Here is an 11,413-nt window from a genome sequence, read left to right as displayed (position 1 = left end):
CGACATGTACAACCCCACTGTCGCCCGGCTCACCTACCGAGCCCTCCTCGGCCGCCGCCGGGCGATGATCCTCTTCGCACTCCCCGCATTGCTGCTGCTGATCGCGGCCGCCGTCCGGGCCTTCAACGGTGTGGACGACCAGGTCGCCTCCGACGTGCTGGGCGGTTTCGCCATCGCGACGATGGTGCCGCTGATCGGCGTGATCGCCGGCACGGGTGCGATCGGGCCGGAGATCGACGACGGTTCGATCGTCTATCTGCTCGCCAAGCCCGTGAAGCGGCCGACGATCATCGTCACCAAGCTGATCGTGGCGATCGCCGTCACGATGGCCTTCTCCGCCATCCCCACGCTGCTCGCGGGCCTCATCCTGAACGGCAATGGCCAGCAGATCGCGACGGCCTACACGGTCGCCGCGCTGGTCGCGTCGATCGCCTACAGCGCCCTGTTCCTGCTGCTGGGCACGATCAGCCGGCATGCGGTGGTGCTCGGACTGGTCTACGCCCTGGTGTGGGAGACGCTCTTCGGCAGCCTGGTGTCGGGCGCGAAGACGCTCAGCGTCCAGCAGTGGGGGCTGGCCCTCGCCGAGAACATCGGTCCCGAAGGGATGATCGCCTCGGACGTCGGGATGCCGGCGGCGGTGTCGCTGCTGGTGGGTGTGACGCTGCTGGCGACGGCGTACGCCGGGCAGAAGCTGCGCACGCTGAAGCTGGCCGGAGACGAGTGACGCAGGACGAGACGCACGGCTGCCCCCGGGGTTCCCTCCGGGGGCGTCGTCGTTTGCGCGCCGGTTCCGTGCCGTTTCCGTGCCGGTTCGCGTGCCGGAAATTGAGTGGCACGGAACTGTCCTGCACGGCAGAGTGGTTGAGGCAGGCATCGCACAAAGGTGCGAGGCGAATAAGCGACGACGTACCGAGACCGTCGTTCGTACCGAGACCGGGGAGGGGCGCGGCGATGACCGAGAGTACGAGTCCGTCGAGCTCCCCACAGGGCAGCGCGCGGCAGGCTTCGGAGTAATCATCGGACTCCGTCGAGCCGTCGTGAGACTGCCCGGGCGGCCGCTTCGAGCGCGCGTATGCGCGGGCCGCCTCCCGGAGGATTGGCCGAGTGGTAAGGCACCGGCTTGCGCTGTGCTTGATCAGAAGCAAGTCGAAGTCGGGGTTTCCCCGCGCGCGTTCGATCCGCGCATCCTCCGCAACGCACACGCACACGCACACGCACCAACGCCTACGAGACAGCAGCGCACCGGCGCACCCCAGGACGCCGACGGCACCGACGCACCTACCTGCTCGTGGTCGGCGTCAGCCCCCCAGCAGCCGCTCGACGACCACGGCGATGCCGTCCTGGTCGTTCGACGCGGTGATCTCATGAGCCACGGCCTTGAGTTCGTCATGGGCGTTGGCCATCGCCACGCCATGGGCGGACCAGGCGAGCATCGGGATGTCATTGGGCATGTCCCCGAAGGCGATCGTCTGGGCGGACTTCACCCCGAGCCGGCGTGCGGCCAGTGACAGCCCGGTGGCCTTGCTGAGGCCCAGGGGCAGCATCTCGACGATGCCGGCTCCTGCCAGCACCACGTCCACCAGACCGCCCACCGTCTCCCGGGCGATACGCGTGAGCTCGTCGTCGCCGAGCTCCGGATGCTGGAGATAGACCTTGGTGAGCGGTGCCGACCAGAGCTCGGCCGGATCGTCGCAGGCCACCACCGGCAGTTCAAAGCCCTGGAACTCATAGCCGGGACCGACGACCAGGCTGCCGTCCAGTCCGTCACGGCTCGCGGCGAGTGCGAGGGGGCCGACCTCCGCCTCCAGCTTGGCGACCGCGACCCCGGCCAGCTGCCGGTCCATGGTCACCGAGGTCAGCAGCCTGTGCTCGCCCGCGTGGTAGACCTGGGCTCCCTGGCCGCAGACCGCGAGCCCCTGGTAGCCCAGGTCGTCCAGTATGTGCCGGGTCCACGGGACGGCCCGCCCGGTGACGACGATATGCGCCGCGCCCGCCGCCGTTGCGGCGGCGAGCGCGTCACGCGTACGGGTGGAGACCGTGCCGTCGGACCGCAGCAGCGTCCCGTCGAGGTCCGTGGCGATCAGACGGTACGGAAGGGGACTCACTTGGTGACCGGCTCCAGGACCTCACGGCCGCCGAGGTAGGGGCGGAGGATCTCGGGCACGCGCACCGAACCGTCCGCCAGCTGGTGGTTCTCCAGGATCGCCACGATCGTGCGCGGTACGGCGCACAGCGTGCCGTTCAGCGTCGCAAGCGGCTTGACCTGCTTGCCGTCACGCATGCGCACCGACAGCCGGCGTGCCTGGAAGCCGTCGCAGTTCGAGGCGGAGGTCAGTTCGCGGTACTTGCCCTGGGTGGGGATCCACGCCTCGCAGTCGTACTTGCGCGAGGCGGACGAGCCCAGGTCGCCGGAGGCCACGTCGATCACCTGGAACGGCAGCTCCAGGGCGGTCAGCCACTGCTTCTCCCACTCCAGGAGCCGCCGGTGCTCGTTCTCGGCGTCGTCCGGGTCGATGTACGAGAACATCTCGACCTTGTCGAACTGGTGGACGCGGAAGATGCCGCGCGTGTCCTTGCCGTACGTACCGGCCTCGCGGCGGAAGCAGGGCGAGAAGCCGGCGTACCGCAGGGGCAGCTTGCCGGCGTCGATGATCTCGTCCATGTGGTACGCCGCGAGCGGGACCTCGGACGTGCCGACCAGATAGAAGTCGTCCTTCTCCAGGTGGTACACGTTCTCCGCGGCCTGGCCGAGGAATCCGGTGCCCTCCATGGCGCGCGGGCGGACCAGCGCCGGGGTCAGCATCGGGATGAAGCCGGCCTCGGTGGCCTGCGCGATCGCGGCGTTGACGAGTGCGAGTTCCAGCAGCGCGCCGACACCGGTGAGGTAGTAGAAGCGCGAGCCCGAGACCTTCGCCCCGCGCTCGACGTCGATGGCGCCGAGCGCCTCGCCGAGCTCCAGGTGGTCCTTGGGCTCGAAGCCCTCGGCGCCGAAGTCGCGGATGGTGCCGTGCGTCTCCAGGACGACGAAGTCCTCCTCGCCGCCCACCGGTACGTCCGGGTGGACCAGGTTGCCCAGCCGCAGCAGCAGCCGGCGGGTCTCCTCGTCGGCTTCGTTCTGCTCGGCCTCGGCTGCCTTGACGTCGGCCTTCAGCTGCTCGGCCTTCCGCAGCAGCTCGGCGCGCTCGTCCGGAGAGGCCTTGGGGATGAGCTTGCCGAGCGACTTCTGCTCGGAACGGAGTTCGTCGAAGCGGACGCCGGACGACCTGCGCCGCTCATCGGCGGAGAGCAGGGCGTCGACGATGCCGACGTCCTCTCCACGGGCGCGCTGGGAGGCGCGAACACGGTCGGGGTCCTCACGGAGCAGGCGAAGGTCAATCACCCCACCAGGCTACCGGTGCCGACTCCCGCGTCCCCAGTTGATATTGCTTGCGTGTCAGTTTGCCCTAATTGCCGGAATTGGGGAAAGTGGCGGTGAATTCAGAACGGCATCTGTCAATGAGCGGGACTCGCGTCGCCGAAACGGGGCAATTCGCGCTTCCCGTTTGACGTCGACAGGGTGCGGACGGTGGAACCCGGCTCGGTTGTCCACAGGAGGGCGGGGCTCCGGAGGGTTATCCACAGGGTGTGCGGACGATCTGTGGATTGTGGAGGAGATCATTCCGAGTGCCGGTCCAGAAGTTGGAAGATCCGTCTCTCAAACCCGCTCCATGCACTCATTCGAGTGGGAATTTCCCGATCCATCGAGTCGATCAACGGAATTGACCGTACGGGACATCGAGGCGGGCTGTGGACGCATGTGGGGCGACTGAGCCGATTTGTCGACCGAGTCGGTCGGCCGTGTCGACTTGTCCCCAGACCGGGAAGCGAGCCTGTGGATAACTTCTGTGGGTAACCAAAAGTCAGAAGATCGCGCCGACAGAAGCGGTCAAAGGAAACTCAGGGTTACGCCCGGCCGTCCTGGCAGCGTGCGAGCCAGTCGGCGGCGTCGACGAACTCCGCGTCCGAGGTTCCCGGGCGGAGCGTCCTGCCAGGGTGCCCCGGCGTGGACACTCCCGCCTGCGGATACGACCCCAGGAACCGTACCTTCGGACAGATCCGCTTCAGCCCCATCAGCGCCTCGCCGACCCGGCGGTCAGAGATGTGGCCCTCGGCGTCGATCGCGAAGCAGTAGTTCCCGATGCCCGCACCCGTGGGCCGCGACTGCAGCAGCATCAGGTTCACCCCGCGGACCGCGAACTCCTGGAGCAGTTCCAGCAGCGCACCCGGATGGTCGTCGCGCTGCCAGATGACCACCGACGTCTTGTCCGCGCCGGTCGGCGCAGCGGGCCGCGCGGGGCGGCCGACCAGCACGAAGCGCGTCTCCGCGTTCTCGGCGTCGTGGATCTCGGTGACCAGCGGCTCGAGACCGTAGGTCGTCGCCGCGAACTCACCGGCGAAGGCCGCGTCGAAGCGCCCCTCCTGCACCAGCCGGGCGCCGTCCGCGTTCGACGCCGCCGATTCCCACACGACGTCGGGCAGATGGGCCCCCAGCCACTTCCTCACCTGGGGCTGGGCGACCGGATGGCCGGTCACCGTCTTCACGTCCGACAGCGCGGTGCCCGGCCGCACCAGCAGTGCGAAGGCGATCGGCAGCAGCACCTCGCGGTAGATCATCAGCGGCTCGCCCGAGGCCAGCTCGTCGAGGGTCGCGGTGACACCGCCTTCCACCGAGTTCTCGATCGGGACGAGCGCGGCGGCGGCCTCGCCGTTCCGTACGGCGTCGAGTGCGGCCGGTACGGACACCATCGGGACGAGCTCCCGGGTCGCGGCCTCCGGGAGCGTACGCAGGGCGGCCTCGGTGAAGGTGCCCTCGGGGCCGAGATAGGTGTAGCGCGTGGCGGACATACTCGTCACCCTAGTGCCGTTACGGGAAAGGTTCACCGGCTCGCGGCGTCCAGCACCGCGACTCGCTGCGTTTGTCACATCACCCACGTACGTCCAGTACGAGAGTGACGCTCGGCCTTGTGATCCTTCTCCTCGGCCCCCTGGGCCTGGAGAGGCCCCATGCACCGTACGCCGCGAGCTTCCCGGCAAACCTTCCCGGCCACGGCACTTGTGCGCGCGTGCTTCCCCGTGCGCTGCGCGCCGTGGCCGCGATCAGGCTTCGAGCAGCCGCTGCCCGACATACTCTCCCTCCCGGGGCCCGCCCGGCACGGCGAACAGCCCGCTCGCCTCATGACGGATGAACGGGGACAGCGCGTCGCCGCGGTCGAGCTTGCGCTGCACCGGTACGAAGCCCTTCAGCGGGTCCGCCTGCCAGCAGACGAAGAGCAGTCCGGCGTCCGGCGTACCGTCGGCGGCCATGCCGTCGTGGAAGGAGTACGGACGCCGCAGCATCGCCGCGCCGCCGTTCTGTTCCGGAGCGGAGATCCTGGCATGGGCGTTGTCGGGAATGACCAGCTTCCCGTCCGGGCCCGTCTTGTCGAGGGCGAGCTCGGTTCTCTCGCCACCGCCCGTCAGCGGGGCGCCGTCCGCCTTCCGGCGGCCGATCACCCGCTCCTGGTCCTTCAGGGACAGCCGCTCCCAGTCGTCGAGGAGCATCCTGATCCTGCGGACGACCGCGTACGAGCCACCGGCCATCCACGCGGGCTTCCCTCCCGCCGGCACGAAGATCCGCCGGTCGAAGTCCGGCTCCGAAGGCTTCGGATTGCGGGTGCCGTCGACCTGGCCCATCAGATTGCGCGCGGTCATGGGCTGCGCGGTCGCACCCGGCGAACGGTTGAAGCCGTCCATCTGCCAGCGCACCCTGGCCGCCGCACCGGAATCCTTCTGGATCGCGCGCAGGGCGTGGAAGGCCACCAGCGCGTCGTTCGCGCCGATCTGCACCCAGAGGTCCCCGTCGGAGCGCCGCGCGTCCAGCCGGTCGGAGGAGAAAGGCGGCAGCGGGTCCAGTTCGACCGGGCGCTGCGCGGTCAGACCCGTGCGGTCGAAGAAGGTACGGCCGAAGCCGAAGGTGATCGTGAGCGAAGAGGGGCCCGCGTCCAGGGCGACGCCGGTGTCCCCGTCGCCCGCCGGCTTGCCCGCCATCAGCAGGGACGCCGTCGCCGACCAGCGCCGCATCAGCGCGGCGGCCTCCTTGCGGCCGGCGCCCGCGGCGAGGTCGAAGGCGATGACGTGGCCGCGGGACTGCAGGGGTGTGGTGATGCCCGCCTGGGGGTCGCCGGGGGCGGAGGCGTGGAACCGTTCGCCGGTGGAGCCGACCGTGGCCAGCGAGGTCGGTGCCTCACCGGCAGCGGCCGCATGGGTCGCGGCCCCGGCGGCGGCGCCGAGTGCCAGGCCGGTGACACCCGCGGCGCCCGCCGTGCCGAGCAGCCGCCGCCGCGAGATGTCCTGGGTGCTGTCGCTCATCACTCTTGTCAGCCGATCTTCACGTTCTTCTCGACGGTCGTCTGGTCGATGTCCGACGTCCGCACGGTGATCTGGATCTGCCACTCGCCGGGCAGCGGGATCTGGAAGTCGTCCGTACGCCACCGGCCCGGCGCGACGCGCTCGGACGCGACCGGCAGCGGCCCGATCGCCTCGGCCTTCAGCGTGAAGGAGACCTTCACCTCGGGGGCGTCCAGGGGGCGTTTGCCCGGCCCGTCCACGCCGACCTGCATCGCGTTGGCGCCCGAGCGGCCCGGAGTGATGTTCAGCCGGACCGTGCCCTTGCCGTTCGTGCCGCCGGTGTCGAAGGGGAGGGTGAAATCGACGGGCTTGGCGGGGACGGGCTCGGACGCCTGGCCGCCGTTCGCCCGCGCCGCGTCCTCCTCCGTACGCCCCGGCTCGGTCGATGTCAGCAGGGTCGTGACGGCGAGCAGCACGACGGCGATGCCCGCCTCGGCCAGGACCGAACGCCGCAGGCCCGTGCGGGCCGGGTCGGCGTCGCGCATGCGCTTGCGCCGGGCCGTCGCCAACGCGGTCTGCTGGCGGACGAGTTGGGCGGCCCGAAGGGGATCGGCCGGCTCCGTGCCGACTGCGTGCTCCTGGTCGACGTCCACGTCCGTGTCCGAGTCCGGAGCCGCGTCGCCGTCGCCGTCGCCGTCGCTGTCTTCGTCCGCATCGGACGCGGAGCCCGTGTCCGTCAGCGACTGCGCGTGCTCGTCCTCCGCGAGCCGTGCGGTCCACCGCCGGGAGAACCAGGCGACCCCGACCAGCACCGCCACCAAGCCCACCTTGACCAGCAGCAGCCGGCCGTACGCCGTGCCCGTCAGTGCCGACCACGAGCCGACCTGGCGCCAGGACTGGTAGATCCCGGTCAGGGTCAGGACGACGACCGACGCGAACGCCATCCGCGAGAAGCGGAGCACTGCGGCACGCTCCAGCGATGGCGTGCGGTACAGCGCCACCAGCATCGCCACCAGACCGCCGAGCCAGCCTGCGACGGCCAGCATGTGGAGGACGTCCACGGGCATCGCGATGCCCGGCTGGAGGCCGGTCGAGGCATGCTCGGAGAGCGCCCAGCTGCCCGCGATCCCGGCCGCGACGACCGTGCCGCCGACAGCGAGTCCCAGGGTGAGGTCGCCCTGCTCCGTACTCTGCGAGTCTCCCGCGTTCCCCTCGTCGTTCTTCTCGCTCTTCTCGGCCTTCTCGGCCTTCGCGTCTTCCGCCTTCTCCGCTCCGTCCGCCTTCTCCCGCGACGGCTCGGCACTGTGCTTGGCGAACGCCCCGAACAGCACGGCCATGAACAGAGCCGCCGCCCCGAGCAGCAGCAGCCGTGACACCAGCGCCGCCCCGGTCTTGGTCTCCAGGACCGCCTTCAGCCCGCCCAGGTCCAGGACGTCGGCCAACTCCCCCGAGCCGGTGTACGGGTTGCGCAGCAGCAGCATCGCCAGGGTCGCCGCGATGAGCGTCACCCAGCCGCGCACGATCAGCCGCTGGAGCGGCCGTTCGCCCGCGCCGCGTGGCCAGCACGCGAGAACGAACGCCGCGCCGCCCGTCAGCACGATGAAGCCGGCGTAGGCCGCGTACCGCGCGATCCCGTACAGCGTGCCGACGAGTCCGCCGCCCGCCTCCTGCTTCGGCAGGGCGACCGCGGTCTGCGACGGCGCCCCGATGGAGAACGTGAAGGCGCCGGCGACCGGATGGCTGTCGGCGGAGACCGCCTGCCAGGCCACGGTGTAGGTGCCCTTGACCAGGCCGGACTGGAGCGAGACGCCGTACTTGACGACGTCGCCGGCGGAGAGGTTGCGCACCTGCGCGGTGTCGATCCGTTTGCTCTTGGGGTCGAGGACGCGGATCGAGTCGTTCCCCATGGCGACTTGCTCGGAGAAGGTGAGCGTGACGTCCCTGGGGGCGGTGGTGACCACCGCCCCGTCCTTCGGGTTGCTCCCGGTCAGTGCGGCGTGCGCGCTCGCGGGCGCGGCGCCGGCGAGCAGCGTGCCGATCAGGGCGGCGGTGACGAGCAGCAGCCGGACCAGGGTGGTGCCCTGGATCCCGAAGCGCGGGGCGGTGGCCGTCATGGTGTGTTCCCTCGGTGCGTCAGTGGTGCTTCGGGTTGTACGTACGCTCCCTCACCGGAAGCTCGACCTCGACCTCGCCGGACTTCTCGAAGTGCAGTGCCACGGAGACGCTGTCGCCCGGCTTCGGCTGCCGCTTGAGACCCATGAACATCATGTGGCTCCCCCCGCGTTCGAGGTTCAGCTCGCCGTTCGCGGGGACGTCGAAGGACGTCACCTGCCGCATCTTCTGGTCCTTGGTCTCGTGGATCGTCACGTCGGTGGCTATCCCGCTGGTGACGGAGGTGAGTTTGTCTCCCTCACCACCGCTGTTGGTGACGGTGAGGAACCCGGAGGCCATGTCACCGACGGGCTGCGGCATGAACGCCCCGCTGACCTCGAGAGCCGGACCTTCCGCTCCGGAGCCGGCCGAGCAGCCCGCCAGGGCGAGGCCCGTCGTGACGGCCAGGGCCGCGGCGGCGGCGGTACGGCGGCTCACGGCGTCTCACCCTTGACGAGCTTCGGGAGGTCCTTGGCGTAGTCGTCGGCGCTGGTGCTCTCCCCGTACAGGACATAGCCCTGGTCGGTCTTCGGGGAGAAGGCGATCACCTGTGCGCCGTGCATGGAGACGACGGATCCGTCCTTCTCCTTCTTCGCCGGGTCGATGCCGATGCCGAGCTGGCGCGCGCCCGCCTGGATGGTGGCGAAGTCACCGGTGAGACCGACGAAGGAGGCGTCGCCGGCCGACGGCAGCCACTTGGCGAGTTCGGCCGAGGTGTCCCGCCCGGGGTCGGTGGTGACGAAGACGACCTGGAGCTTGTCCTGATCGGCCTTGGGGAGCTTCTTCCTGGCGATGGCGATGTTGCTCATCGTCAGCGGACAGACGTCCGGGCAGTGCGTGTAGCCGAAGTAGATCAGGGTCGGCTTGCCCTTGGTCCGCGCGCGGAAGTCGTACTTCTTGCCCTGGGTGTCCGTCAGGACGAGATCGGGCTTCGCGAAGGGGCGGTCGAGCACCGTCGCCGCCTTGGTCTTCGGCTGGGCGGAGATATCGGCGAAGCCGCCGTTCGCCGCGCCCTCGTCGTCGGGGCCGCAGGCGGAGAGTGACAGCGCGGCGGCCACCGCCAGGGCGGCGGCCGTCAGCTTCTTCACGCTGTTCGTCTTCTTCACGCTGTTCATGCTGTGCGTGGGGCTCATGGGGTTGCGCATGGGGTAGAGAGTCCTCGTCGTGGATCGTTCGGTTCAGGAGGCGCGACGCCGGCCGGCCAGCACACCGAACGCGACACCCGCGGCGCCGAGCACGATGCCCACGACGGCCAGGACACGGGCGGCGGTGTCACCGCTCGCCGAGTCCGCCGCGGCGTCGCCCTTGCCGTCCTTGTGCGAACCGTCGTGCCCCGCCTTGGCGTCCCCGGCGTTCTTGCCGCCCGCGCCGCCGCCGTGGTGGTCACCCGTCGCGGCCGACAGGGTGAGCACGGGCGCGGGGTGCTCCGGCTCCGCGGCGCCCTCCTTCGGCTCCTCGATCCAGCGCACGACCTCGTTGTTGTCGTAGGTCTGGAGGGCCTTGAAGACCAGCTTGTCGGTGTCCTCCGGCAGTTTGCCCAGGGAGACGGGGAACTGCTGGAACTCCCCCGGACCGATCTTCCCGCCGTCCGCGGTCCAAGTGATCTTGGTGACGGCCTCGGTGATCTGCTTGCCGTGCACCGTGAGCGGCTTGGCGAGCTTGGTCTTGGTCGGCACGGCCTTCCAGCCCGGGACGGGCTGCGGCATCGCGGAGGACAGCGGGTGGTCGGCGGGCAGGGTGACCTCGAGCTTCACCGTGGACGCGTTGTCGCGCTCGTTGGGGACCTTGAAGTTGACCGTGGTGTAGCCGCCCTTGGCGGCCTCGCCCTGCGGCTGCACGCTGACATGGGCGAAGGCGGGGGCGGAGAGCAGCAGCACGGAGGAAGCGGCGACGGTGGCGGCGACGGCGAGACGAGAGACGTTGTTCATGGTGAAGGGCACTCCACTGTGCGGAAACCGAGCGAGAAGCTCAGAGGTGATCGTTCCGTGCACGGGTGCGCACGGACGCCGCGGCACCACTCGCGTCGGAGTGGCCGCGTCAGGCTGCGAGGGTGAATACGGCCGGAGGGCCGCGCCTGATCACCGTGTGCTGGAGTGCCCCGGCCGCCGTGGACGGGGGTGAGCCGAGGGGTACGGGCAGGGCGCGCGGAGCGGTTCCGGGCGCGCCGGGCAGCCCCGCGAGCAGGGCCCGTACGAGGAAGAGGGCGGCGCGCAACGCACGTACCAGCGCCGCCTCGGCGAGCTCCGTGGCGCCGTGCGCCGAGGTCCGGGCCAGCCGCGCCAGCCGGAACAGCGCGATCTCGCCGCGCCGCAGCAGCCAGCCGACCGCGAGCGCGGCGAGCAGATGGCCGAGCAGCATCGGAAGACCGGGCAGCAGTCCGGCGGTCTCCGCCGGGGCGACCGCCGGGTGCGGGTGACCCATGTGTCCGGCACCGGCCGCGGAACCGACGGCCGCCGGGTCGATGCCGGCGCGCACCACGATCCGATGGGCGTCGGCCGGGCTCAGCGAGGCGGCGCCCGATCCGCACAGCAGCTTGGCCGCGGTCCTGACGAGGACGTCGTCGGCGGTCGGCGCCACCGTGAGCTGCCGCTGACCGAGGCCGAAGAGGGTGTGCAGGGCGAGTTGCCCTCCCGCCAGGGCGGTGGCGATGACCGGCATCGACCGTTCCCGTCCCGCGAGCGGCGCCGTCGCGGCGAAGACACCGGCGAAACCCGCCGCCATCGTCCACCAGGGGACGGTCGCGCACGATGCCAGGACGTGCCCGAGCGCGGACAGCACGGCGCAGACCGCGGCGAACACCGCGGCCCTCAGCAGCCGCAGACCGGCTCCGGCGTGTGCGATCGAGGGCTCGACCGACGGTTGGGCAGACATGGCCCGGTCATCATCGCACTGAGTC

At 70.4% G+C, this 11,413-nt stretch carries 10 protein-coding genes and 1 tRNA gene; 2 read left to right on the top strand and 9 right to left on the bottom strand.

Going from position 1 to position 11,413, the window contains the following annotated elements:
- Positions 1-4: 4 nt before the first annotated feature.
- Complete coding sequence (locus ACTWOL_RS18645) at positions 5-724, top strand: ABC transporter permease subunit (RefSeq protein WP_474297867.1); 720 nt, start codon at positions 5-7, stop codon at positions 722-724.
- A gap of 366 nt (positions 725-1,090) precedes the next feature.
- A tRNA-OTHER gene (locus ACTWOL_RS18640) sits at positions 1,091-1,192 on the top strand.
- A gap of 106 nt (positions 1,193-1,298) precedes the next feature.
- Here the strand turns inward: ACTWOL_RS18640 and ACTWOL_RS18635 are convergent.
- From ACTWOL_RS18635 to ACTWOL_RS18595, 9 genes are all read right to left on the bottom strand, one after another.
- Positions 1,299-2,105: an HAD family hydrolase gene (locus ACTWOL_RS18635; RefSeq protein ID WP_474297866.1), complete on the bottom strand. Its 807-nt coding sequence runs from the start codon at positions 2,103-2,105 to the stop codon at positions 1,299-1,301.
- Positions 2,102-3,379, bottom strand: coding sequence for a serine--tRNA ligase (gene serS, locus ACTWOL_RS18630; RefSeq protein ID WP_474297865.1), 1,278 nt, complete (start codon positions 3,377-3,379; stop codon positions 2,102-2,104). The genes ACTWOL_RS18635 and serS overlap by 4 nt, the downstream gene beginning before the upstream one ends.
- Before the next feature lie 563 nt (positions 3,380-3,942).
- Positions 3,943-4,884, bottom strand: coding sequence for a prephenate dehydratase (pheA, locus tag ACTWOL_RS18625; protein WP_474297864.1), 942 nt, complete (start codon positions 4,882-4,884; stop codon positions 3,943-3,945).
- 252 nt (positions 4,885-5,136) lie between these two features.
- Positions 5,137-6,387, bottom strand: a complete 1,251-nt coding sequence (efeB, locus tag ACTWOL_RS18620; protein WP_474297863.1) for an iron uptake transporter deferrochelatase/peroxidase subunit — start codon at positions 6,385-6,387, stop codon at positions 5,137-5,139.
- Between the two features lie 8 nt (positions 6,388-6,395).
- Positions 6,396-8,480, bottom strand: coding sequence for a copper resistance CopC/CopD family protein (locus tag ACTWOL_RS18615; RefSeq protein ID WP_474297862.1), 2,085 nt, complete (start codon positions 8,478-8,480; stop codon positions 6,396-6,398).
- Between the two features lie 19 nt (positions 8,481-8,499).
- Complete coding sequence (locus tag ACTWOL_RS18610; protein ID WP_474297861.1) at positions 8,500-8,955, bottom strand: copper chaperone PCu(A)C; 456 nt, start codon at positions 8,953-8,955, stop codon at positions 8,500-8,502.
- A complete protein-coding gene (locus ACTWOL_RS18605) occupies positions 8,952-9,662 on the bottom strand; it encodes an SCO family protein (RefSeq protein WP_474297860.1) in 711 nt (236 codons plus the stop codon). The genes ACTWOL_RS18610 and ACTWOL_RS18605 overlap by 4 nt, the downstream gene beginning before the upstream one ends.
- Before the next feature lie 33 nt (positions 9,663-9,695).
- Positions 9,696-10,445, bottom strand: coding sequence for a YcnI family copper-binding membrane protein (locus ACTWOL_RS18600; RefSeq protein ID WP_474297859.1), 750 nt, complete (start codon positions 10,443-10,445; stop codon positions 9,696-9,698).
- A 109-nt stretch (positions 10,446-10,554) separates the two neighbouring features.
- Positions 10,555-11,388 carry a hypothetical protein gene (locus ACTWOL_RS18595; protein WP_474297856.1) on the bottom strand — a complete coding sequence of 278 codons (834 nt, stop codon included), beginning with the start codon at positions 11,386-11,388 and terminating at the stop codon, positions 10,555-10,557.
- Positions 11,389-11,413: the final 25 nt, after the last annotated feature.

It is taken from the genome of Micromonospora sp. IBHARD003, assembly GCF_056106285.1.
Note: the sequence above shows the minus strand (reverse complement) of the source record. Positions and strands in the feature narration are given on the sequence as shown.

Bases quoted from the DNA above. Each gene is read 5' to 3' on its own strand.
- ACTWOL_RS18645 (WP_474297867.1), top strand. From the start codon at position 5: ATGTACAACCCCACTGTCGCCCGGCTCACCTACCGAGCCCTCCTCGGC.
- pheA (WP_474297864.1), bottom strand. From the start codon at position 4,884: ATGTCCGCCACGCGCTACACCTATCTCGGCCCCGAGGGCACCTTCACC.
- efeB (WP_474297863.1), bottom strand. From the start codon at position 6,387: ATGAGCGACAGCACCCAGGACATCTCGCGGCGGCGGCTGCTCGGCACG.
- ACTWOL_RS18615 (WP_474297862.1), bottom strand. From the start codon at position 8,480: ATGACGGCCACCGCCCCGCGCTTCGGGATCCAGGGCACCACCCTGGTC.
- ACTWOL_RS18605 (WP_474297860.1), bottom strand. From the start codon at position 9,662: ATGCGCAACCCCATGAGCCCCACGCACAGCATGAACAGCGTGAAGAAG.
- ACTWOL_RS18600 (WP_474297859.1), bottom strand. From the start codon at position 10,445: ATGAACAACGTCTCTCGTCTCGCCGTCGCCGCCACCGTCGCCGCTTCC.
- ACTWOL_RS18595 (WP_474297856.1), bottom strand. From the start codon at position 11,388: ATGTCTGCCCAACCGTCGGTCGAGCCCTCGATCGCACACGCCGGAGCC.